At 64.2% G+C, this 25926-nt stretch carries 8 protein-coding genes and 1 pseudogene; 2 read left to right on the forward strand and 7 right to left on the reverse strand.

Annotation, left to right across the window (positions count from 1 at the left end; all coding sequences use genetic code 11):
• Positions 1-161: 161 nt before the first annotated feature.
• From ACP26O_RS33050 to ACP26O_RS33080, 7 genes are all read right to left on the reverse strand, one after another.
• Complete coding sequence (locus ACP26O_RS33050) at positions 162-13640, reverse strand: Ig-like domain-containing protein (protein WP_426284588.1); 13479 nt, start codon at positions 13638-13640, stop codon at positions 162-164.
• Positions 13641-13729: 89 nt separating this feature from the next.
• The gene (locus tag ACP26O_RS33055) at positions 13730-15154 is read right to left on the reverse strand and encodes an HlyD family type I secretion periplasmic adaptor subunit (protein ID WP_175666290.1); all 1425 of its coding nucleotides are present in this window, start codon (positions 15152-15154) and stop codon (positions 13730-13732) included.
• Positions 15138-17339, reverse strand: a complete 2202-nt coding sequence (locus tag ACP26O_RS33060) for a type I secretion system permease/ATPase (RefSeq protein ID WP_175666289.1) — start codon at positions 17337-17339, stop codon at positions 15138-15140. The genes ACP26O_RS33055 and ACP26O_RS33060 overlap by 17 nt, the downstream gene beginning before the upstream one ends.
• 605 nt (positions 17340-17944) lie before the next feature.
• The gene (locus ACP26O_RS33065) at positions 17945-19186 is read right to left on the reverse strand and encodes a citrate synthase family protein (protein WP_175666288.1); all 1242 of its coding nucleotides are present in this window, start codon (positions 19184-19186) and stop codon (positions 17945-17947) included.
• Between the two features lie 60 nt (positions 19187-19246).
• Positions 19247-19639 (reverse strand): VOC family protein, encoded by a 393-nt coding sequence (locus ACP26O_RS33070; protein ID WP_175666287.1) that lies wholly within the window; start codon positions 19637-19639, stop codon positions 19247-19249.
• A gap of 60 nt (positions 19640-19699) precedes the next feature.
• Positions 19700-20986 carry an MFS transporter gene (locus ACP26O_RS33075; RefSeq protein ID WP_105831551.1) on the reverse strand — a complete coding sequence of 429 codons (1287 nt, stop codon included), beginning with the start codon at positions 20984-20986 and terminating at the stop codon, positions 19700-19702.
• A gap of 96 nt (positions 20987-21082) precedes the next feature.
• Entirely contained in the window at positions 21083-21841 is a 759-nt protein-coding gene (locus tag ACP26O_RS33080; RefSeq protein ID WP_426356424.1) for an SDR family oxidoreductase, read from the reverse strand.
• A gap of 313 nt (positions 21842-22154) precedes the next feature.
• Between ACP26O_RS33080 and ACP26O_RS33085 the strand changes: the two genes are divergently transcribed.
• Both ACP26O_RS33085 and ACP26O_RS33090 read left to right on the forward strand, forming a co-directional pair.
• Positions 22155-23117 (forward strand): 2-hydroxyacid dehydrogenase, encoded by a 963-nt coding sequence (locus ACP26O_RS33085; protein ID WP_175666285.1) that lies wholly within the window; start codon positions 22155-22157, stop codon positions 23115-23117.
• Positions 23118-23737: 620 nt separating this feature from the next.
• Positions 23738-25895, forward strand: a pseudogene (locus ACP26O_RS33090) (hypothetical protein).
• Positions 25896-25926: the final 31 nt, after the last annotated feature.

A 25926-nucleotide genomic window follows, 5' to 3' on the forward strand; every position in this document is an offset into this window, starting at 1 on the left:
GGTGGTGGTTTACAGCCAGCCTTGGGCACGATCAAGCGTTGCGCGATGCCGGCGATCATGCGGCCGGCCATCGCGACAGATACATCCAACACATTGCCGTGAACGACGATCCGGAGGAGCGTTTGTCCGTCGAACGTCGGTCACGGGGCATTCCGAGCGGCTCACACCTCCTGAATGTGCGGCAGCGGCGGCGGCACGTAAGTGACCACGGTGCCGCTGCCCTGATCGTGCGAGAGCTGGAAGCTGCCGCCCGACAGATTGCCTTGAAGCGCGACCTGCGCGGTGTGGGCGCCGTCGCTCACCGTGAGCGTGCCGCCCGTTCCCGTGTCGTTGGCCGTGAAGCTCAGTGTCGTGTGATCGCCGAACAGCACGTCGGTCAGGTCGAGCGCGTCGCCGGCGCCGAAGCCGCTGACCGTGCCGGTGAAACCGGCGGAGTGGTCCAGCTTGAGCGTGCCCGCGGCGCCATCGGCGAACGTCGTGTTTTCCGCGGACGCGCCGCCGAACTCGAGCGTTGCGCCGCCGCTGATCGTCGCGCTGCCGGCGCCCGTCACGTCACCGTGGATCGTCAGGTTGCCGTTGTTGGCCCACAGGTTGCCCGTGTTGTTCACCGCGCTTTCGATCACGAGGCCGCCGCTGCCCGTTGCCTCGAGCGTGCCGGCGTTGGCGACCGCGTGCGTGCCCGTGTCGATCACGAGCGCGTTGGCGCCGTCGGCGACGATCGTTCCTTCGTTGACGAGCGTCAGCTGGCCGGCGCCAAGCTGGCCGGCACCTGTGATCGTGTTGTCGACGTTCACGAGCGTGGCATCCGGCGTGCTGCCGAACACGACGTTGTGGGCGTCGTCGGACAGCGTCACGTGCCCGCCGCCTTCCAGCGTCGCGCTCTTCGGGAGGATTTCGAAGCGGGTGATGTCGCCGGTCGAGCCGAGTGCGATCGTGCCCGTGTTCTCCACGATCCCGCCGATCGGCAGCATCGCGCCGTCGCTCACCGTCATGACGCCGGCGTTCTGCACGACCGGTTCCTGGTCGAACACGAAGTTGTCGCCGGTGAGGTCGGCCGAATGCACGCCCGTTACCGTGATGGTGGCGCCATCGCCCAGCGTGATCACCGCATTGCCGTTCGCGTCGTCTGCCAGATGCGCCTGGACGTCGCTGAAGCTTGCGATGCCCGTGAAGCCCACGAGATCGATCTTGTCGGCGGCGAGGTCAAACGTGTGCAGCGTGTCGTTGCCGATCGGCTGCGAGAACACGAACAGGTCGTTGCCGGCCGATCCCGTCAGTTGATCGTCGCCCGACCAGGCGAAGATCGGCGCGTTGGCTGCGTACGCTTCGACGTTGTCCGCGATCGTGGCGGCGGCGTGGGTGCCGTCCGAGGCCGTCCAGGTTTCCGTCACCGTGAGCACGGTCGCGCCGGTGAAGGACGCGGCCGGCGTGATGGTGAGCGCGCCGAGGTCGTTCGTCGGCACGAGCCAGGTGCCGTTGCCGAGGTCGGTGCCGGCGTTCAGCGTCCAGCCGGACGGGATGCCAGCGATCGTCACAGCGAGGTCGGCCGCGTGGCCGGAGGGATCGGTGAGTGCGAGGTTGATCTCGGAGCCGGTGGCTCCGGCGGGTGCTGTCTGCGTCAACGAACGCGAGTTGCCCGCGGTGTCCCACTCGGTGACGGTGAGGGAGTCCTTGTTGAGATTCAGGCTCTGTTGCGTGGTGTAGGTCCAGGTTCCGGCGGTTTGCTGCGTCGCGGTGTAATCGGCGTTGGTCGTGTTGTCGTGGATCAGGACTTTCCAGACATTGGACGTGTCGGTATTGGCCGTCACCGTGTGGGTGCCTTGGTTGTATTGCCATGACAGTGTCGACGGCGCGGTGGTGTCGAGCGTGAAGCTTAAGCTCGTGGCGTTCGAGATATTGCCCGCGATGTCGATCTGACGGACTTGCAGGTTGTTCACGCCTTCGGTCGCGCTGAAGGTCGTGTTCCAGTGCGCGCCGTTGTCGATGCTGTATTGCACGGTTGCGCCGGTTTCGATGCCGGAGAGGTTCAGCGTGCCGACGTTGGTGATGTGGTCGGTGGTGCTGCTGCCGGAGTCGGTCGTGAGCGCGACGCCGGGTGCCGCGGCCGACGTATCGAGCGTGAAGCTCAGCGATGTAGCCGACGATGTGTTGCCGGCCACGTCGATCTGGCGGACTTGAACGTTGTTCAACCCTTCGACGGCGCTGAAGCTCGTGTTCCAATGCGCACCGTTATCGACGCTGTACTGAACGGTGGCGCCGGTTTCGATGCCGGAGAGGTTCAGCGTGCCGACGTTGGTGATGTGGTCGGTGGCGCTGGTGCCGGAATCGGTGGTCAATGCAACGCCGGGTGCCGCGGCTGAGGTATCGAGCGTGAAGCTGAACGACGTGGGTGAGGACGTGTTGCCTGCGATGTCGATTTCGCGGACCTGCACGTTGTTCACGCCCTGGACGGCGCTGAAGCTCGTGTTCCAGTGCGCGCCGTTATCGACGCTGTATTGAACCGTGGCGCCGGTTTCGGTGCCGGTGACGTTCAGCGTGCCGACGTTGGTGATGTGGTCGGTGGCGCTGGTGCCGGAATCGGTGGTCAATGCAACGCCGGGTGCCGCGGCCGAGGTATCGAGCGTGAAGCTGAACGACGTGGCTGACGATGTGTTGCCCGCGACATCGATCTGTCGAACCTGCACATTGTTCAACCCTTCGATCGCGCTGAAGTTCGTGTTCCAGTGCGCGCCGTTGTCGATGCTGTATTGCACGATTGCACCGGTTTCGACACCAGTGAGATTCAACGTGCCGACATTGGTGATGTGGTCGGTAGCGTTGCTGCCGGAGTCGGTGGTCAACGCAACACCGGGTGCAGCAGCCGACGTATCCAGCGTGAAGTTGAACGACGTGGCCGACGACGTATTGCCCGCGACGTCGACCTGTCGAACCTGCACATTGTTCAACCCTTCGATCGCGCTGAAGTTCGTGTTCCAGTGCGCGCCGTTGTCGATGCTGTATTGCACGATTGCACCGGTTTCGACACCAGTGAGATTCAACGTGCCGACATTGGTGATGTGGTCGGTAGCGTTGCTGCCGGAGTCGGTGGTCAACGCAACACCGGGTGCAGCAGCCGACGTATCCAGCGTGAAGTTGAACGACGTGGCCGACGACGTATTGCCCGCGACGTCGACCTGTCGAACTTGCACATTGTTCAACCCTTCGATCGCGCTGAAGCTCGTGTTCCAGTGCGCGCCGTTGTCGATGCTGTATTGCACGGTTGCACCGGTCTCGGTGCCAGTGACGTTCAGCGTGCCGACATTGGTGATGTGATCGGTGGCGTTACTACCCGAGTCGGTGGTCAACGCGACACCGGGTGAAGCAGCCGACGTATCGAGCGTGAAGTTGAACGACGTGGCCGCCGACGTATTGCCCGCGGCATCGACCTGCCGAACCTGCACATTGTTCACGCCTTCGAGGGCACCGAAACTCGTACCCCAATGCGCCCCGTTGTCGACGCTGTACTGAACGGTGGCGCCGGTTTCGAGGCCAGTGACGTTAAGTGTACCGACATTGGTGATGTGGTCGGTGGCATTGCTGCCGGAGTCGGTGGTCAACGCAACACCGGGTGCAGCAGCCGAAGTATCGAGCGTGAAGCTGAGCGATGTAGCTGACGATGTGTTGCCGGCCACGTCGATCTGGCGGACTTGAACGTTGTTCAGTCCTTCGACGGCGCTGAAGCTCGTGTTCCAGTGCGCCCCGTTATCGACGCTGTACTGAACGGTTGCGCCAGTTTCGATGCCTGAGAGGTTCAGCGTACCGACGTTGGTGATGTGGTCGGTGGTATTGCTGCCGGAGTCGGTGGCCAGCGCAACACCCGGTGCAGCAGCCGAGGTATCGAGCGTGAAGCTGAACGACGTGGCCGCCGACGCATTACCCGCGACATCGATCTGTCGAACCTGCACATTGTTCAGCCCTTCGACGGCGCTGAAGCTCGTGTTCCAGTGCGCACCGTTATCGACGCTGTACTGAACGGCTGCGCCAGTTTCGATGCCTGAGAGGTTCAGCGTACCGACGTTGGTGATGTGGTCGGTGGTATTGCTGCCGGAGTCTGTGGTCAGTGCAGCACCCGGTGCAGCAGCCGAGGTATCGAGCGTGAAGCTGAACGACGTGGCTGACGACGCATTACCCGCGACATCGATCTGCCGAACCTGGACATTGTTCACGCCTTCGATTGCACTGAAGCTCGTATTCCAATGCACCCCGTTATCGACGCTGTACTGAACGGTTGCGCCGGTTTCGACGCCAGTGACGTTCAGCGTGCCGACATTGGTGATGTGATCGGTGGCGTTGCTGCCGGAGTCGGTGGTCAGTGCAGCACTCGGCGCAGCAGCCGAGGTATCGAGCGTGAAGCTGAACGAGGTCGGGGCGGACGTGTTGCCCGCGACGTCGATCTGCCGAACCTGGACGTTGTTCAGTCCTTCGACGGCGCTGAAGCTCGTGTTCCAATGGGCCCCGTTATCGACGCTGTACTGAACGGTGGCGCCCGTCTCAACACCGATGACATTCAGCGTTCCGACATTCGTGATGTGATCGGCCGAGCTGCTACCGGAATCGCTCGTGAGCACGACACCGGGCGTGGCGGCTGACGTATCGAGCGTGAAGTTGAAAGACGTCGGGGCGGACGTGTTGCCCGCGACATCGGTTTGCCGAACCTGCACGTCGTTCACGCCTTCGACGGCGTTGAAGCTGGTGTTCCAGGTGTGACCACCATCCGTCGAGTATTCGATCGTGGCGCCGGTTTCAACACCGGTGAGATTCAACGTACCGACGTTGGTGACGTGGTCGGTGGCACTGCTGCCGGAATCGGTGGTCAGGGCGACACCCGGCGCAGCTGCCGAGGTGTCGAGCGTGAAATTGAACGACGTGGCCGACGACGTGTTGCCCGCGACGTCGATCTGCCGAACCTGCACGTTGTTCAACCCTTCGACGGCGCTGAAGCTCGTGTTCCAATGCGCACCGTTATCGACGCTGTACTGCACGGTGGCGCCGGTTTCGATGCCAGTGACGTTCAGTGTACCGACATTGGTGATGTGGTCTGTGGCGCTGCTACCGGAATCACTCGCGAGTGCGACACTGGGCGCGGCGGCCGACGTATCGAGCGTGAAGCTGAACGAGGTCGGGGCGGAGGTGTTGCCCGCGACATCGATCTGTCGCACCTGCACGTCATTCACGCCTTCGACGGCATTGAAGCTGGTGTTCCAGGTATGACCACCGTCGATCGAGTATTCGACGGCGGAGCCAGCTTCAATACCGGCGAGATTCAGCGTGCCGACGTTGGTGATGTGATCAGCCCCGCTACCGCCCGAGTCGGTCGTCAACGCAACACCCGGCGCGGCAGCTGAAGTATCGAGCGTGAAGCTGAACGACGTGGCCGACGACGTGTTGCCCGCGACATCGATCTGTCGAACTTGCACATTGTTCAGCCCTTCGACAGCGCTGAAGCTCGTGTTCCAATGCGCGCCGTTGTCGACGCTGTACTGCACGGTGGCACCCGTCTCGATACCAGAGAGATTCAACGTACCGACATTGGTGACGTGGTCGGCAGCATTGCTACCGGAGTCGGTAGTCAACGCAACGCCGGGCGCTGCAGCCGACGCGTCGAGCGTGAAACTGAACGAGGTCGGATCCGATGTATTGCCGGCGACATCGGTCTGCCGGACCTGTACGTCGTTTACGCCTTCGACGGCATTGAAACTAGTGTTCCAGGTGTGACCACCGTCCGTTGAGTATTCGACGGAGGCGCCCGTTTCAACACCGGCGAGATCCAGCGTACCGATGTTGGTGATGTGGTCGGTCGAGCTATTGCCGGAATCGGTGGTCAGTGCGACACCGGGCGCAGCGGCCGACATATCGAGCGTGAAGCTGAGCGAAGTCGGGGCAGACGTGTTGCCCGCGACATCGGTTTGCCGCACTTGGACGTCGTTCACGCCTTCGACGGCGTTGAAACTGGTGTTCCAGGTATGACCGCCGTCGATCGAGTATTCGACCGTGGCGCCCGTTTCGACACCGGTGAGATTCAACGTGCCGACGTTGGTGAGGTGGTCCGTGGCGCTGGCACCGGAATCGCTCGTGAGCGCGACGCCGGGCGCGGCGGCCGATGTATCGAGCCTGAAGTCGAACGAGGTCGGGGCGGACGTGTTGCCCGCGATATCGGTTTGCCGGACCTGTACGTCGTTCACGCCTTCGACGGCATTGAAACTGGTGTTCCAGGTATGACCGCCATCGATCGAGTATTCGACAACTGCGCCAGTCTCCACACCAGACACGTTGAGTGCACCGACGTTCGTGATGTGGTCGGTCGAGTTGCTACCGGAATCGCTCGTGAGCGCGACACCGGGCGCGGCGGCTGAAGTGTCGAGCGTGAAGCTGAACGTCGTCGAGTCCGACGTGTTACCTGCGATATCGGTTTGCCGAACCTGCACGTCGTTCACGCCTTCGACGGCGTTGAAGCTGGTGCTCCAGGTATGGCCGCCATCGATCGAGTATTCGACAACTGCGCCAGTCTCCACACCAGACACGTTGAGTGCACCGACGTTCGTGACGTGGTCGGTCGAGCTAGTACCGGAATCGGCGGTTAGTGCGACACCGGGCGCAGCGGCCGACGTATCGAGCGTGAAGTTGAAAGACGTCGGGGCGGACGTGTTGCTAGCGATATCGGTTTGTCGGACCTGTACGTCGTTCACGCCTTCGACGGCGTTGAAACTCGTGTTCCAGGTATGACCGCCATCGGTCGAGTATTCGATCGTGGCGCCGGTTTCGACACCGGTGAGATTCAACGTGCCGACATTGGTGATGTGATCGGTCGAGCCACTGCCGGAATCGGTGGTCAACGCAACACCCGGCGCGGCGGCCGACGTATCGAGCGTGAAGCTGAACGCCGTCGAGTCCGACGTATTGCCCGCGACATCGGTTTGCCGAACCTGCACGTCGTTCACGCCTTCGACGGCATTGAAACTGGTGTTCCAGGTGTGGCCGCCATCCGTCGAGTATTCGACGGTGGCGCCAGTTTCAATACCCGTAAGATTCAACGTACCGACGTTGGTGATGTGATCGGTCGAGCTACTGCCGGAATCGGCGGTCAGGGCGACACCGGGCGCAGCGGCCGACGTATCGAGCGTGAAGCTGAACGTCGTCGGGTCTGACGTATTGCCAGCGACATCGGTCTGCCGCACCTGTACGTCGTTCACGCCTTCGACGGCGTTGAAGCTGGTGCTCCAGGTATGCCCGCCATCGATCGAGTATTCGACGCTGGCACCCGCTTCAACAGCGGTCAGATTCAACGTGCCGACATTGGTGATGTGATCGGTGGCGTTGCTGCCGGAGTCGGCGGTCAGCGCAACACCCGGTGCAGCGGCCGAGGTATCCAGCGTGAAGCTGAACGCCGTCGGATACGACGTGTTGCCTGCGACATCGGTTTGCCGAACCTGCACGTCATTCACGCCTTCGACGGCATTGAAACTGGTGTTCCAGGTATGGCCACCATCCGTCGAGTATTCGACCGTGGCGCCCGTTTCGACACCGTTGAGATTCAACGTACCGACATTGGTAATGTGGTCGGTGGCACTGCTGCCGGAATCGCCGGTGAGCGCGACGCCAGGCGCGGCGGCCGAGGTGTCGAGCGTGAAGCTGAACGCCGTCGGGGCAGACGTGTTGCCTGCGACATCGGTTTGCCGAACCTGCACGTCGTTCACGCCTTCGGCGGCATTGAAACTGGTGTTCCAGGTATGACCGCCATCGGTCGAGTATTCGACAACTGCGCCAGTCTCCACACCCGACACGTTGAGTGCACCGACGTTCGTGATGTGGTCGGTCGAGTTGCTACCGGAATCGCCGGTGAGCGCGACGCCAGGCGCGGCGGCTGACGTATCAAGCGTGAAGCTGAACGCCGTCGGATCCGACGTATTGCCTGCGACATCGGTCTGCCTGACCTGTACGTCATTCACGCCTTCGACGGCGTTGAAGCTGGTGTTCCAGGTATGGCCACCATCCGTCGAATATTCGACCGTGGCGCCGGTTTCAACACCGGTGAGATTCAGCGTGCCGGCACGGGTGATGTGGTCGGTCGAGCTGCTACCAGAGTCAGTGGTCAGCGCGACACTTGGCGCAGCGGCTGACGTATCGAGCGTGAAGCTGAACGAAGTCGGGTCTGACGTGTTGCCTGCGACATCGGTCTGCCGAACCTGTACGTCGTTCAAGCCTTCGACGGCATTGAAACTGGTGTTCCAAGTATGGCCGCCATCGGTCGAGTATTCGACGGTGGCGCCGGTTTCAATGCCGCTAAGATTCAGCGTGCCGATATTGGTGGTGTGATCGGTAGCGCTGATACCGGAATCGCTCGTGAGCGCGACGCCAGGCGCGGCGGCTGACGTATCGAGCGTGAAGCTGAACGACGTGGCCGACGACGTATTGCCAGCGACATCGGTCTGCCGAATTTGTACATCGTTCAAGCCTTCGACGGCATTGAAACTGGTGTTCCAAGTATGGCCGCCATCGGTCGAGTATTCGACAACTGCGCCAATTTCCACCCCAGACACGTTGAGTGTACCGACGTTGGTGATGTGGTCGGCGGCGCTGCTACCGGAATCGCTCGTGAGCGCGACACCGGGCGCAGCAGCTGAGGTATCGAGCGTGAAGCTGAATGAAGTCGGGTCCGACGTATTGCCCGCGACATCGGTCTGCCGGACCTGTACATCGTTCAAGCCTTCGACGGCATTGAAACTGGTGTTCCAAGTATGGCCGCCATCGGTCGAGTATTCGACAACTGCGCCAATTTCCACCCCAGACACGTTGAGTGTACCGACGTTGGTGATGTGGTCGGCGGCGCTGCTACCGGAATCGCTCGTGAGTGCGACACCGGGCGCAGCAGCTGAGGTATCGAGCGTGAAGCTGAATGAAGTCGGGTCTGATGTATTGCCAGCGATATCGGTTTGCCGGACCTGTACGTCGTTCACGCCTTCGATGGCGTTGAAGTTGGTGATCCAGGTGTGGCCACCATCCGTCGAGTATTCAACGGTGGCGCCGGTTTCAACACCGGTGAGATTCAACGCGCCGACATTGGTGATGTGATCGGTCGAACCACGGCCGGAATCGGTGGTCAGGGCGACGCCGGGCGCGGCGGCCGACGTATCGAGTGTGAAGCTGAACGCCGTCGGGTCCGACGTATTGCCCGCGACATCGGTTTGCCGAACCTGCACGCCGTTCACGCCTTCGACGGCATTGAAACTGGTGCTCCAGGTATGACCGCCATCGATCGAGTATTCGACAACTGCGGCAGTCTCCACACCAGACAGGCTAAGTGTGCTGAAGTTCGTGACGTGGTCGGTAGCTTTGCTGCCGGAGTCGGCGGTCAGTGCAACACCTGGTGCAGCGGCTGAGGTATCCAGCGTAAAGCTGAACGAAGTCGGATCTGATGTATTGCCAGCGATATCTGTCTGCCGAACCTGGACGTCATTCACCCCTTCGACGGCATTGAAATTGGTGTTCCAGGTGTGACCACCATCGCTCGAGTATTCGACGGTGGCACCCGTTTCAACACCGGTGAGATTCAGCGTTCCGACATTCGTGATGTGGTCGGTCGAGTTGCTGCCGGAGTCTGCGGTCAGTGCAACACCCGGTGCAGCGGCTGAGGTATCGAGCGTGAAGTTGAGCGAGGTCGGGTCCGACGTGTTGCCTGCGACATCGGTTTGACGGACCTGGACCTCATTCACGCCTTCGACGGCGTTGAAACTGGTGCTCCAGGTATGACCGCCATCGATCGAGTATTCGACAACTGCGCCAGTTTCCACACCAGACACATTGAGTGTACCGACGTTGGTGATGTGGTCGGTGGCGTTGCTGCCGGAGTCGGCGGTCAGTGCAACGCCCGGTGCAGCGGCTGAGGTATCGAGCGTGAAGTTGAGCGAGGTCGGGTCCGACGTGTTGCCTGCGACATCGGTCTGCCGGACCTGTACGTCGTTCACGCCTTCGATGGCGTTGAAGCTGGAGTTCCAGGTATGGCCGCCATCGGTCGAGTATTCGACGGTGGCGCCCGTTTCGACACCGGTCAGATTCAACGTGCCGACATTGGTGATGTGATCGGTCGAGCCACTGCCGGAATCGGTGGTCAGCGCGACACCCGGCGCGGCGGCCGAGGTGTCGAGCGTGAAGCTGAACGAGGTCGGATCCGACGTATTGCCTGCGATATCGGTCTGCCGAACCTGTACGTCGTTCACGCCTTCGACGGCGTTGAAGCTGGTGTTCCAGGTATGGCCACCATCGGTCGAATATTCGACCGTGGCGCCCGTTTCGACACCGGTGAGATTCAACGTACCGACATTGCTGATGTGATCGGTGGCGCTGCTACCGGAGTCGGCGGTCAGTGCGACACCGGGCGCGGCGGCCGAGGTATCGAGCGTGAAGCTGAACGAGGTCGGGGCCGACGTGTTGCCCGCGACATCGGTCTGCCGCACCTGTACGTCGTTCACGCCTTCGATGGCATTGAAACTGGTGTTCCAGGTATGACCGCCATCGATCGAGTATTCGACGGTGGCGCCGGTTTCAACACCGGTGAGATTCAACGTGCCGGCATTGGTGATGTGGTCGGTGACATTGCTGCCGGAATCGGTGGTCAATGAAACGCCGGGCGCGGCGGCCGACGTATCAAGCGTGAAGCTGAACGCCGTCGGGTCCGACGTATTGCCTGCGATATCGGTTTGACGGACTTGCACGTCATTCACGCCTTCGACGGCATTGAAGCTGGTGTGCCAGGTATGACCGCCATCGATTGAGTATTCGACGGTGGCGCCCGTTTCGACACCGGTGAGATTCAGCGTGCCGACGTTGGTGACGTGGTCGGTCGTGTTGCTACCGGAATCGCTCGTGAGTGCGACACCGGGCGCGGCGGCCGAGGTGTCGAGCGTGAAGCTGAAAGAGGTCGGGGCAGACGTATTGCCTGCGACATCGGTCTGCCGAACCTGTACGTCGTTCACGCCTTCGACGGCGTTGAAACTGGTGTTCCAGGTATGGCCACCATCCGTCGAGTATTCGACAGCCGCGCCCGTTTCGATACCGGTGAGATTCAACGTACCGACGTTGGTGATGTGATCGGTGGCGCTGCTACCGGAGTCGGTGGTCAGTGCGACACCGGGCGCGGCGGCCGAGGTATCGAGCGTGAGGCTGAACGAGGTCGGGGCCGACGTGTTGCCAGCGATATCGGTTTGCCTGACCTGTACATCGTTCACGCCTTCGACGGCGTTGAAACTGGTGTTCCAGGTGTGGCCACCATCCGTCGAGTATTCGATCGTGGCGCCGGTTTCGACACCGGTGAGATTCAACGTGCCGACGTTGGTGATGTGGTCCGTAGCGCTGCCGGAATCATTCGCGAGCACGACACCGGGCGCAGCAGCCGAGGTATCGAGCGTGAAGCTGAGCGATGTGGCCGATGACGTATTGCCCGCGACATCGGTTTGCCGGACCTGGACGTTGTTCACGCCTTCAACGGCATTGAAACCGGTGCTCCAGGTGTGGCCACCATCGATCGAGTATTCGACAGTCGCGCCGGTTTCGACACCAGTGAGATTCAACGTGCCGACATTGGTGATGTGGTCGGTAGCGTTGCTACCGGAGTCGGTGGTCAGTGCGATACCGGGCGCAGCAGCCGAGGTATCGAGCGTGAAGCTGAGCGATGTGGCCGATGACGTATTGCCCGCGACATCGGTCTGCCGGACCTGGACGTTGTTCACGCCTTCGACGGCATTGAAACTGGTGCTCCAGGTGTGGCCGCCATCGATCGAGTATTCGACAGTCGCGCCGGTTTCGACACCAGTGAGATTCAACGTGCCGACATTGGTGATGTGGTCGGTAGCGTTGCTACCGGAGTCGGTGGTCAGTGCGATACCGGGCGCAGCAGCCGAGGTATCGAGCGTGAAGCTGAGCGATGTGGCCGATGACGTATTGCCTGCGACATCGGTCTGCCGGACCTGGACGTTGTTCACGCCTTCGACGGCATTGAAACTGGTGCTCCAGGTGTGGCCGCCATCGATCGAGTATTCGACAGTCGCGCCGGTTTCGACACCAGTGAGATTCAACGTGCCGACGTTGGTGACGTGGTCGGTAGCACTGCTGCCGGAATCGGTGGTCAGGGCGACACCCGGCGCAGCGGCCGACGTATCGAGCGTGAAACTGAACGACGTTGCCGACGACGTATTGCCCGCCACATCGACCTGCCGAACCTGCACATTGTTCAGCCCCTCGACGGCGCTGAAGCTCGTGTTCCAATGCCCACCGTTATCGATGCTGTATTGAACTGTGGCGCCGGTTTCGATGCCAGTGACGTTCAACGTACCGACATTGGTGACGTGATCAGTGGAACTGCCACCGGAATCGCTCGTAAGCGCAACACCCGGCGCAGCAGCCGCCGTATCCAGCGTGAAACTGAACGAGGTCGGAGCCGACGCATTACCCGCAACATCGACCTGCCGAACCTGCACATTGTTCAGCCCTTCGACGGCACTGAAGCTCGTGTTCCAATGCCCGCCGTTATCAACGCTGTACTGAACGGTGGCCCCCGTCTCGATCCCCGAGAGATTCAACGTCCCGACATTGGTAACGTGATCTGCGGCATTGCCACCGGAGTCGGTACTCAACGCAACACCGGGCGCCACAGCCGCCGTATCCAGCGTGAAACTGAACGAGGTCGGAGCCGACGCATTCCCCGCAACATCAACCTGCCGAACCTGCACATTGTTCAGCCCTTCGACGGCACTGAAGCTCGTACTCCAATGCGCGCCATTATCAACGCTGTACTGCACGGTAGCACCCGTGTCGACCCCGGTGACATTCAGCGCCCCGACATTCGTAACATGATCCGTCGCACTACTACCCGAATCGACCGCCAACGCCACCCCGGGCGCCGTCGCCCCAGCCGTATCCAGCGTGAACGTGCACGAAGAGGCGGCCGACGCATTGCCGGTCACGTCGATCTGCCGCACCATCACGGTATTCGTTCCTTCGACGGCGCAGAAGCTCGTGTTCCAGTGCGCGCCGTTGTCGGTGCTGTACTGAACGGTCGCGCCATGCGCTACCGCGCCGACCGACAGCGTACAGTCCGACGTGAGGTGGTCGGTCGCCGACATCCCCGTGTCGTGCGCCAGCGAGACGACAGGGGCGGGCGGCGCAATGTCGACATAGGCGGTCGCCCAGCTCAGCGTACCGTTGCCCAGCCGGATCGCATACGTGAAGCTGTCCTGCGCGTAGCCGAGCGTATTGAAGCTGTTCGACAACCACGACGCGTCGAGATGGCTCGCGTCATACCCGACCTTGCCGTCCGACGTGATCCAGATGTGCGCGCCGTGCGCGCTGAAATCCGTGCTCACCGATTCGGCCCGGACCGTATCCTGCGTCAGCAACGCCGCCTGTTCGAGCGAGACGGTCGTTTCAGTGCCGGAGTCGAGCGAATAGAGCGTCTTGGCCGCGCCGCCGAGATCGTTCGCCATCACGTTCAGGTAGACGGTGGTGAGCGAGTTGTCTGTGAGCCCCGTCTGCGCCGACGTAAATACGTCGTTCGTCGCCTGCGGCGTATTGCTGATGGAAACCGCGGTCCCGCTTGAAGTCGTCGCCATGTCGTGCTCCCCGTCCTGTCATGTTTTGATGCGGGCGCTGCGCCGCCCGATGCGGCGCACCCCCGACGAACTGCAAACCGCTTTTCGTGTCAACGCTCGCGCAGCGCCATTTCCTTGGTCTTGATGACGGGCTTGAGCAGGTAATGCAATACGGTACGGCGCCCGGTGCGGATGTCGACGGTCGCGATCATCCCCGGCACGATCGCGACGGGCTGGCTCCGGCCGCTCGGCTTGCTTTGCCGGGTGCGCACCAGTACGCGGTAATAGCTGTCCGGTTTCTCGCCGGGACGGTCCGGCACGATCGTGTCGGCGCTGATGTCCTCGACGACGGCGGGAAAGCCGCCATAGATCGAGAAGTCGTACGCGGACAGCTTGACCGTCGCGTCCTGCCCCGGATGCAGGAACGCGATGTCCGCCGGCCGCACGCGTGCTTCGATCAACAGCGTGTCGTCGAGCGGCACGATTTCCAGCAGGTCCATCCCCGGCTGGATCACGCCGCCCACGGTGTTGATCTTGATCTGCTTGATCATCCCTTTCAGCGGCGCGCGCACGAGCGTGCGCGTGACGCGATCCTCGAGCGCGACGTTGGCCGCACTCAGCGCCGACTGATCGGCGCGCGCGAGATTCAGCTCCTTCATCGCGTCGGCACGAAAATGCGCGGTCGTTTCGTCGATTTTCTGGCGCGCCTCGCGATAGGCGGCTTCCAACCGCGGCATCGCGAGCCGCGTCGCATCGAGGTCGCCCTTCATGTCGGTCGCCTGCCGCTCGAGCCGCAGCACCTCGACGTCCGAGACCGCGCCTTTCTCCACGAGCGGGCTCGTCAACGCCAGCTCCTTCGCGACGAGCGCGTAGCTGTGTTGCAACTGCCCCTCGCGCGAGCGCTTTTCCGCGAGCTCCTGCCGGTGCTGTTCGGCCTGTTGTCTGAGCACGTCGAGATTGGCCTGCAATTCGCGCTGACGCGACTCGAACAGCGAGCGTTCCTCGTCGAGCAGGCCCGGGTTCGCGTGTGCCAAGGCGGTTGGCACGACGAACGCGGCGCCGTTCGCTTCGGCGCTCAGCCGCGCGATGCGGGCGAGGAGGGCGGCATCCTTCGCCTGTCCTTCCTTGTACGACGACGTGAACCGCGTATCGTCGATGCGCATCAGCGGCTGGCCTTTCTGCACGACCTGGCCGACACGCACCATGATCTCGGAGACGATCCCGCCCTCCAGGTTCTGCACCACCTGCACGCGGCTGGACGGAATTACCTTGCCTTCCCCGACGGTGACTTCGTCGACTTCGGCGAACGCGGCCCACAGGAGCGCGATGACGATGAACGCGAGCGTCGCCCACAGGATCCAGTGAGTGAAGTAGCGCGGCCCCTCCATCGCGGCCGCGCAGCGTTCGCGCATGAACGCGGTATCGTCGGCGCGCGGCTTCAGCGCGGCGCCGATGCGCGCGCGCAGCGCGTTGAGCGCGGCGATGCGATGCGTCGTCGGCGCGCCGGCGCCGTCGGGTTCAGCCAGCAGCGACATGGAGCTTTCTCCCTGCAAGAGCCGCGAGGACCTGGTCCTTCGGGCCGTCAGCGACGACACGTCCTTGATCCATCACGATCAGGCGGTCGACGAGCGTGAGCAGCGACGGACGGTGCGTGACCAGCAGCAGCGTGCGGCCGGCGAGCTGAGCCGACAGACGCGCCTTGAACAGTTCTTCGGAGCGGTTGTCCATCGCGCTGCTCGGCTCGTCGAGCAGCAGCACCGGCGGCGACAGCAGCATCGCGCGGGCGATGGCGATGGCCTGGCGCTGCCCGCCGGACAACGCTTCGCCGCGTTCGCCCACCGCGAGGTCGAAGCCGTTCGGCACCCGATTGACGAAGTCCGCGACGCCGGACACCTGCGCGGCGCGCAACACGGCGTCGTCGTCCGCGCCCGGCGCGCCGAGCACGATGTTGTCGCGCACGGTGCCGTTGAACAGCATCACGTCCTGCGGCACGTGACCGATCCCGCGCCGCAGCGCGGCAGGATCGTACTGACGCAGTTCGACGCCGTCGATCAGCACGTTGCCGGATGAAGGCGGGTAGAGGCCGAGGACGAGTTTTTCGATCGTGGTCTTGCCCGAGCCGACGCGCCCGATGATGCCGACGCGCTCGCCCGCGGCGATGCGGAACGACACGCCTTCGAGCGACACGCCGCTCTGGCCGGGGTACGCGAAGCTGACGTTGCGGAATTCGATCTCGCCGGCGAGTGCGGGCCGATGGACGAAGCGCTGCTCGGCCGGACGTTCGCCGGGCAGGTTCATCACGCCGTCGATCGACGCGAGCGCGCTGCGCGACTGGTGGTAGCGAGTCAGCAGCGACGCGACCTGGCCCATCGGCGCGAGCGCGCGGCCGGTGAAGATCGTGCAGGCGATCAGGCCGCCGGTCGTGAGCCTGTCGTCGCCGATCATGTACACGCCGCACAGGACCACCGCGAGATAGGCCGCCTGCTGCGCGAACATCGCGAAATTGACCGCGCAACCCGACAGCAGGCGCGACTTGAGGCCGAGCCGTGCGATCTCGCCGAGCATCTGCTCCCAGCGCGCCTGCATCGGTCCTTCCGCGCCGTTGACCTTGATCGTCTCGAGGCCGACCAGCGTTTCGATCAGCAGGGCCTGGCGCTGGCTCGCGTGACGCTGGCTGGCTTGCACGGCCCGCGCGAGCGGCCCCTGCACGGCCACGCCCGCGCCGATCACGAGCGGCAAGGCCAGCAGCGGCAGCCAGCCGAGCCCGCCGCCGACCCAGAACATCGCCACGACGAACACGATCGAAAACGGCAGGTCGATCAGCGCCGCCGCGGTCGCCGACGTGAGGAATTCGCGCACGGCTTCGAATTCCTGGATCTGCGAAGCGAATCCGCCGACGGACGGCGGCCGCGCCGCCATCCGGATGCCGAGTACTTTCTCGTACAGGTTTGCCGACAGGATCACGTCGATCTTCTTGCCGGCCACGTCGATGAAATAGCCGCGCAACGTGCGCATCACGACGTCGAACACGATCACGAGCGCGATGCCGGCCGCCAGCGCCCACAGCGTCTCGAGCGCGCGGTTCGGCACGACGCGGTCGTAGACGTTCATCGTGAACAGCGGCATCGCCAGCGCGAAAAGATTGACCAGCGTCGATGCGAGCATCACTTCCGCATAGATCGGCCACGATTGCGCGACCACGCCCCAGAACCAGTGGCGCGGGCGCGGCACGACGCTTTCCGGGTCGCGTGCATCGAACCGGTGGGCCGGGCGCGCGAACAGCACGTGGCCGGCATGGCGTTGCGCGAGTTCGGCCGCGTCGACGGCTTCCTCGCCGATGCCGGTTTCAGGAAGGATCACCTGCAGGGTGCCGCACGCGTTGCGGCGAACCAGCACGCAGGCCTGGCCGTCGTTGAGCAGCAGCACCGCGGGCAGGACCGCATCCGGGATGTCGGGCAGCGCGCGCCGGGCCAGTTTGGCCGACAGGCCGGCGCGCGCCGCGGCCCGCACGAACAGGGCCGGGGTGAGGCGCCGGCCGGCGAGCGGCAGGCCGGCCACGAGCGTGTCGACGCCCACCGGCCGGTCGAACAGCCGCGTCAGCACGAGCAGGCAGCCCAGCAACGGATCGTCTTCGACACCCGATCCGTGCGGCAGATTCCAGCCGTGCGCGGCGCACGGCTCCCCGGCCGCGGCAGCGGCTTGCGTAGCGGCGGCCTGCATTACAGCACGCCGCCGGCCTGATGACGGTTCGACCGGTGCGGCAGCCCGCCGCGCGCGCATATCGCCGCCGTCAAGCGCTCCGTCTTGTTCATGCCTCACCCCGATTGTTTATGTGCTGTTGGTCGCTTGTGCGACTGCTTGTGACTGGCTTGTGTTTGCTTCTGTTTGCGTCGGAGCAACAGCAAGGAGCGGGCCAGATGCGGCGACTGCCGCGCGGGGTGGGGTTTAGGCAGGCATGCGCCGGCCGACGGTGGTATGCGAATGCGGGTTTGGTTTCAGGTTTGATACATTGCGGCTGCGCGGGCGCCGTGGGATTTCGTGCCTATCCAGCGGCAATGGCGCACTGGAGAAGGCGCGCACGCTACTGCTGATGCGGAATCGCGGTCGGCACGGGGCCGGATCCCGTATCGCAAATGTTTCAGGCGTGAAACGTTGCGGTTATGGGGGCGTATCGGTGGTGTACATATCCGTCGGTCAACGCACCGTCGGGCGCCTGCACTTCATGCGCCTACGCGCCGGGTCGTGACGCCGGATGTCAGGCTTCGATCGGAACCGTGACGAATCGAAAAGGGATGCTTTGCGGTCTACCTCCATCGCAGCCGCGTTCAATCCACGATCTTGAACACCCGGTTCTTCTCGATCACGCCGGCTTTCGGCAGTTTGCCGTCGTCCTCTGCCTCGGGGCGCAGATGCCGTTCGTCGAGCGTCGGCCCCGTATAGCGGCTGCGCGGCCGGATCACCTTGCCCACGCGCAGCTGTTCGATGCAGTGGGCCAGCAGCCCGACGCTGCGTGCGATGGAAAACAGCCCGAAAGCCGCGTCGCGCGGCAACCGAAGCTGTACGGACAGCATCGCGAGCGCGACATCGATGGTCGGCCGCTGGCCGGTGAGCGTCGTCACCTTGTCGATGAAGTGCGCGAGTTCCGTCGGCGGATCGAGCCGTGCGAGCAACGCGGCCGCGCGCGGGTCGCCGTCGGGGTACAGATGATGACCGAAGCCGGGAATCGGGAGCGCGGACTTCAGGTGATGATCGACCACGTGCGCGGCGCCGAGCCGTTGCACGTCGTCGAACACCGCGCGCACGCGGCCTGACGCATCGCCGTGCAGCGGGCCCGACAACGTCGCGAGCCCGGTCAGCAGGCAGCCCGCGAGCGACGCGCCGGTCGACGCGGTGATGCGCGCGGCGAACGCCGAACTCGTGATCTCGTGATCGGCGACGAGCACCATCGCGCGGCGCAGCAGGTCCGCGCCGCGATCGTCCAGGCCCCAGCCCGCCGCGAGCCGCTGATGGGTCCACGGCAGGGCCCCATCGTCGTGTGCGCCGAACGCGCGCGCGACGATCGCGACGAGTTGTCCGGCTTCGATGTGCAATGCGCTGTCGAGCCGGCCGAGCGTCGAGTGGCCGTGCGCCGCCAACGTGGCAAGCAGCGTGAACGCGCACTGGCGATCCCGCTCGCCGCCCGGCAAAGCGACCGCGGGCGCGTCGAACGTCACGGGCGTGGTGGCTTGCCAGAGCAGCGCGGCCGTGTCCTCGAGCGTGGCGGTGTCCGACAGTTGAATGCTGTCGCGGCCGCGATACCACGCACGGCCCTTGGCGAAGGTGGTGATGCCGCTCGGGATGCACGGCTCGGCGCCGAAGATCGTGCCGGCCGCCAGCGCCGCGCGCTTGCGGCCGACCTGTTTCTTGCGGCACAGCGCGATCACGTCCTCGGCGCGGTACAGGCTCTTGCGCGGATCGTCGGGATCCTGCATCACGGCGATGCTGCCGCGGCTCGCATACGCGTAGACGGTCTGCGCCCGCACGCCGAGCCGCCGCGCGGCTTCCGTCAGGGTGATCCAGTTGTGCATGGGGAGTCGTGATGAGGACGCGGCCGGTGCCCGGCCGCTTGCGCCGACTATAGACCGGGTTCAGCCCGATGTCATCTCGGCCGGGCGCCGCTCGAGCACCTCGACGAGGATCTCGCCCGGCGCGCGCACGAAACAGCCGCGCACGCCGGCGCGGATCCGTGTCACCGGCTGGACGATCTCGGCGCCATGTTCGACCAGGTGCGCGTACGCGGCATCGAGATCCTCGACCAGCACGCCGAAGTGATCGATGCCTTGCGCACGTGCGCCGTCGGGCACGGTGGCCGGTCGCGCGTCGGGCAGGGCCGTGATGAACAGGTTGATGGCGCCGATCCGCAGGTCGACGCGGCCCGGGCGTCGCACGATCTCGGCGTTCAGGCAGCGCGCGAACCACGCCGCGCTGGCCTCGGCGTCAGCCGAGCAGAGTTGCAGGTGATCCCATTTGAATTCGATCATGATCGTGGGCCGGATGGGGGTTGAGCCGCCGCGGCGGCCGGTCAAGGGAGGCGAACGCGTTCAGAGCTCGATGCGCGACAGCTTGCCGAGCAGCACGGAGTACGACAGCGTGCCGACGAGGCAGATCGCACCCATCAGGTTCAGCGCCCAGAAGAAGTTGCCGGTGTGCTGGGTCACGTAGCCGATCATCAGTGGGGTGGTGACGGCCGCGATATTGGCCGCGAGGCTGGTGATGCTGCTGGTGAGCCCGACATAGCGTCTCGGCGCGATCTCGGAGACGGCGGCCCAGGACATCGAGCCGATCCCCTGCGCGAAGAACGCGACGGTCAGGATCGCGATCACCAGCGCGTTCGAGTGCACGAAGTTGACCAGCACGATCGACGCGCCGAGGAAGGTGCCGATCACGAGCGGCGCCTTGCGCGACGACGACATCGACACGCCGCGCCGGATGCAAAGATCGGACAGGTAGCCGGCGATCAGGATTCCCAACGTTGCGCCAATGAACGGCATCGCCTGAAAGAAGCCGACCTTGATCATCGACATGTGCCGTTCCTCGACCAGATAGGTCATGAACCAGGTCGTGAAGAACACCAGCAGCGTGTTGTTGCAGAACTTGCCGAGACAGATCGCGAGGATCTGCCGGTAGCCGAGCAGGCGCAGCGCCATGCGCCAGTCGAAGCGCTCGCGCGCGGTCACGACAGGGCGCCCTTCGGTGATGTACTGCAGCTCGGCCGCGTTGACGCTGCGATGCCGCGACGGATCGCGATAGAGCCGGTACCAGACGAGGCTGAACAGAATGCCGAAGCCGCCCGTCGCGAAGAACACCGCGCGCCAGCCGAACGCCGACGAGATCCACAGCAGCAGCCCGGCGAAGAGCGGCGTGCCGATGTACTGACCCATCACGTAGACGCTCGTCGCGAAGCCGCGCTCCTGGACCGGGAACCACATCGTCACCGCGCGCGCGTTCGACGGGAAGGCCGGCGCCTCCAGCGCGCCCATCGCCAGCCGCGAGCCGAGCAGCATGTGATAGCCGTGCGCGAGCCCTTGCGTCAGCGTTGCCAGCGACCAGCCGACCAGCGACAGCGCATAGGCGACGCGCGAGCCGAGCAGGTCGGCGAGCACGCCCGCCGGCACCAGCGCGATCGAGTAGGCGAGGCCGAACACGGCGAACAGTTCGCCCATCTGCACGCGAGTGAGCGCGAGATCCTTCGACAGCGCCGGTGCGACGATGCCGAGCGCCGAGCGATCGACGTAGTTGAGAATGGTCGCCACCAGCAGCATCGACAGCACGCCGTAGCGCACGCGCGATCTCCTGGCGACGTCCGCGTGCGAGCCGAACTCGCGCATGACCGAAACTTGTTCTTCTGCGGTTTTCAAGGTTGTCTCCTGTCTCCTGATGGGGGGGCCGGCGCGGTGTCGTCATGCGCGCCGGCGATCGTCGGGTCAGCCGCGCCCGACGTAGGGCATCGCGCTTGCCATGATCGTCATGTTCAGAATGTTGGCTTCCAGCGGAAGGCTCGCCATCTGCACGATGGCGTTTGCGACGTGCGTGACGTCCATGCGCGCCTCCGGCGCCATGCGTCCGTCGGCCTGCAGCACGCCGTCCGTCATCCGGTCGGTGAGCGACGTCGCCGCGTTGCCGATGTCGATCTGGCCGCACGCGATGTTGAACGGCCGGCCGTCGAGCGCGAGCGAGCGGGTGATGCCGAGGACGGCATGCTTGGTGGCCGTGTACGCGATCGTGTTCGGGCGGGGCGAGTGCGCCGAGATCGAACCGTTGTTGATGATGCGGCCGCCTTGCGGAGTCTGGCGCTTCATCTGGCGCCACGCGGCGCGTGCGCACAGGAACACGCCCGTCAGGTTGGTTGCGACCACGTCGTTCCAGAATTCGAGCGAGTAGTCGTCGAGCGGCACGGCGCCGGCATTGCGGCCGGCGTTGTTGAACAGCACGTCGAGGTGTCCGAACTCGCGTTCGATCCGCGCGAAGCTTGCGTCGATCGACGCCTCGTCTGCGACGTCGGTCGGAATCGCCGCGGCCACCCCGCCGGCCTGCTCGATGATCTCCTTCGTCGCGAGCAGCGGCTCGATGCGCCTGCCGAGCAGTGCCACGCCGAATCCGGCTCGCGCCAGCGCGACGGCCGCTGCGTGGCCGATTCCCGTGCCGGCGCCCGTCACCGCCGCGATTTTTTTCCGTGCCTGCATTTTCACGACCTCGTCTTCCGTCCGTTGAATATGCAAAAAGCATTGCGCGGCGGCGGTTCCCCAGCAATCTTGATTCTTTCAATCAATATCAAGTGCCCCGTCGCGACGGGGCTGCGTCAGGGTTTTCCTGAGTTCGCGGGCACGTCGTCCACGGGCCTGCGCGGGGAATGCGCATGATGCGCCGCAACCGGAGCCGGCCCGGGAAACAGGCAGCGCGATGCCGCGCGGACACGTTGATTGGATCAATCAATATTGACCCGCGCCGAGCGCGCTTCGTAGGCTGTGCTCCGTTTTCCGACCCAAGGACGAGACCATGCCTGACAACAATCACCCCCGCCTGCTGGTAGCGCGACGGGTTCCCGCGGCCGTGGCCGCCCGTGCCGAAGCCGAATTCCATGCGTACGTGACGGACGCCGACATGGATGCGCCGTCCGTCGTCGAGTTCTGCAATCGCTACGCGACGCCGGCGGTGCTGATCGGCAAGAAATCTGGGCTGCAGGCCGAGCACATCGCGGCATTGCCGCCGAGCGTGAGGATCATCGCGAACGCGAGCGCCGGCTACGACCACCTGGATGTGGCCGCCGCGCACGAGCGCGGGATCGTGGTCAGCAATGCGCCCGACGCGCTGACCGATTGCACGGCCGATTTCACGATGCTGCTGATGCTGGCCGCGTGCCGGCGTGCATCGGAGTACGAGCGCATCGTGCGCGCGGGGTGGGGCAAGTCGTTCGGCATGACCGACATGCTCGGCACGCGCGTGAACGGCAAGACGCTCGGGATCGTCGGCTTCGGCCGGATCGGTCGAGCGGTCGCGCAGCGCGCACGCGGCTTCGGGATGAAGATCGTCTATACCGACAGGCGGACGGCGCCGCCCGAGGTCGAGGCGGGCGCCCGCTATTGCGCGGATCTCGACATGCTGCTGCCGCAATGCGACATCGTCACGCTGCACGTGCCGGGCGGCGGCACGCCGTTGATGACGCGCCGCGCGTTCGGCCTGATGCGCGACGGTGCGGTGTTCGTCAACGCGGCGCGCGGGAGTCTGGTCGACGAGGATGCGCTTTACGACGCGTTGAAGTCGCAGCGGTTGTTCGGCGCGGGGCTGGACGTCTATCGGAACGAGCCCGATATCGATCCGCGTTTCGCCGCGCTCGATAACGTGTTTCTGTCGCCGCACATGGCCAGCGCGACCATCGAGACGCGCGACCAGATGGGTTTGACCGCGCTCGATAACGTCGCCGCGGTGCTTGACGGAAGGGCGGCGCCGAATGCGGTTTGACGGGGAACGCTAGGGGGTGGGGTGAAGCTCGCGGCGCGCATCCCTGCCGCTGGCATGATGCAGTGTCGGGGCTTCCGGTGACCGGAGGCACCCAGCTGTTAGCACGGCGTTACACGTCAGAATCATTTTCCGTCGATGTCCTGGCGCCCCTGCCGAGGTCCAGCCCATGCCGGTAGAGATCTCACGGGGCCGCGGCGCGCGACGCGCGTCCGTGCGACGCCGCACCAACGGATCGCATCGCCCATCGCGACGCTTCCCGCCGGCTTCATTCCATTGCGCGATCCGGTACGCCGTATCGACGCTGTAACGTTTTTGGCGCGATTTTTCCCGTGCGCGGTGCTTGGCGAGGCCGCCCGCTGTCCCGGCAGAGCGGTCGCAAGACTGGCACGTTGTTAGCTTCACCGGTTGTGGTGGGAACGAGGGTCGCCGCGCATTCGTGATCGTCCGACGAATCGATGCGCATGCGCCGCCGGTGACGCGTTCGAAACGCGGCACATTCGCTCGCCGCCAGCCGATGGCGCCACACGGCCCACGCCGGCCGCACGCACGCGATGTGCGGAACGCGCCGGCAGCAGCGTGCTGGACATCGGCAGTCATCACACCTCCGCCGGGAGAGCATAATGTTGGCCAAGTCAATTCGCACCCTACGAGCCTTTCTGATCGTCTTCACCGTTTGCGTGATGACGTTCGCGCCCGGACGGGCAAACGCCCTGTCGAACCAGTTGCTGTTGCTGCTGCCGGACAACTTCACGCTGCCCGACCCGCGTGTGTCCGCGTGGCTCGATTCCGCGTCGGAGGAAGGGCTGCAGATCAAGGTGATGACCGACAGCCAGTTCATGGAGGGCGGCTCGACGCTGTCGCAGTACCAGGGGCTCATCCTCCCGGACCAGGTACATACGGTCGCCGACGATACCCTCGTGACCGCCATCCAGAACTATGCGTTGAACGGCGGCCGCGTGATGCTCGTCTATGATTTCGGCGTACTGAACGCAACGGGCTTCTATCCGCCCGGGCAATCGCGCTTCAGCTCGATGGCCGGCGTCAACTACGTGCTCTACGACACGCTCGGCGGCAGCATGATCGGCCTCGGCCCGGTGACCGGGATGGGCAGCACGTTGCGCGCGCTGCAGGTTCCTCCGGGCAAGTCGATGGCCTGGACGACGACTGCGTCGGGCACGACCGCCAGCCCCGCAACGTCGTTGGCGTCGCGAGCAGCTCCGGCACGTCGATACTTCGCCTCGAGTCGGCTCGACGACGGATCAGCAGCTCTTCCTGCAGCCGAGCCCGTCGAACGCGGGCGGCCTCGCCGGTTACAACCATCAGGCGCACTTCACGTACCAGATGAATAACGCCCGCAGGCAGCGGCGTGCCCCCTCGAATCTCGGGCGCGTGTGGAAGGGTGGCAAGGTCAAATCCGGATCGTATTCGCCGACCTCGACGAAGCTGTCGGCAGTGAATGGCGCGACGCAACTCGCTGGTGTCCACGTTGGCCACCGTGACGACGGACGTGCTCGAAGGAATTTCCGGCTACGTATACGGTTTCCTGTCCTATCCGAGCTACGTCACGCAAGGCACGTATACCGGCACCACGATCCTGACTTCGCCGACGTTCGGGCTGGTATCGGGCTATCAGCCGTACGGAAACGGCGGCGTGATGTTCGTCAACCTGCCGCTCGCCTATCTCGACGGACAAACCGACAGCATGCCGATCCACGGCTTCCTGCGCTACTTCGGCATGAAGCTGCTGAACCTGCCGTCGCTGTCGCCGCTGCCGAAGGCGCAGGCCGGGCTCGTGTTCAACTGGCACTTCTGCGCAGGCGACCAGATCCAGCCGGCGCTTTACCTGAAGAGCCTCGGTGTGTGGAACAACGGGCCGTTCTCGCTCGTGGTGACGGCCGGCCCGGACGACGAGCTGATCGGCGACGGAGGCGGCATCAACCTCGCCAACAATCCGCCGGCGAAGCTCCTGAAGTAGTTCCTGCTCAAGCGCGGGCATCGCGTCGGCAGTCACGGCGGCTGGATCCACGACTACTGGGGCGCGAATGCAAGCGAAACGAACGCGAGCACGTTCACGCAGTATCTGGTGATGAACCATCAGGCCGTGCAGGCCGTGACCGCTCAGCCGGACGTCGAATACGCGGCGCCGGAAGGCAACACGCCGACCTGGTCGGTGAACTGGCTCGAAGCGAACGGCTATTCCGGCTACTACTTCACCGGCCATACCGGCAATGCGCAAACGCGTGCGTATCGCAACGGTTCGCTGCTGAACCCGGGCGTCTGGGCGTTTCCGGTGATGCCGTTCGGCAAGTACGCGACGTTCGAAGAGTTCCAGCAGTTCGCGGTGCCGACGACAGACGTGCAGAACTGGTATCAGTCGCTGATGGATTTCGTCGTCGCGAACCGCACGAGCCGGCTGATCTACATGCACCCGCTGGGCGCGTCGTGGTATCCGACCGTCGTCGACGATGTCCGCCATTGCAGCACTCGCTTGAAGCTGACCGGGCAGTTCAGGTGGTACACGATGGACCACCTCACGGTGTTCGACCGCGCCGTCTGAACGTGACGTGGTCGGCCACCGACACGGGCACCGGCTGGGCGTTCTCGGCGAGGCACCCGACGAGCCTCGCGGACATGACCTGGCTGCTGCCGAAGAGCACCTATCAGATGCCGAGCGTGCAAAGCGGCAGCGCGACGGTCGTGATCACCGATCCGAACAACTGGCTGGTCATCGCGGGCACGGGCAAGTCGCTGTCGTTCACGAGCGCGAAGGCGCATTGATGCACGTCGGCTTGCCTGCCAACCGGGAAAC

This window comes from Burkholderia sp. R-40, from assembly GCF_049942845.1.
Lineage (GTDB): Bacteria > Pseudomonadota > Gammaproteobacteria > Burkholderiales > Burkholderiaceae > Burkholderia > Burkholderia ambifaria.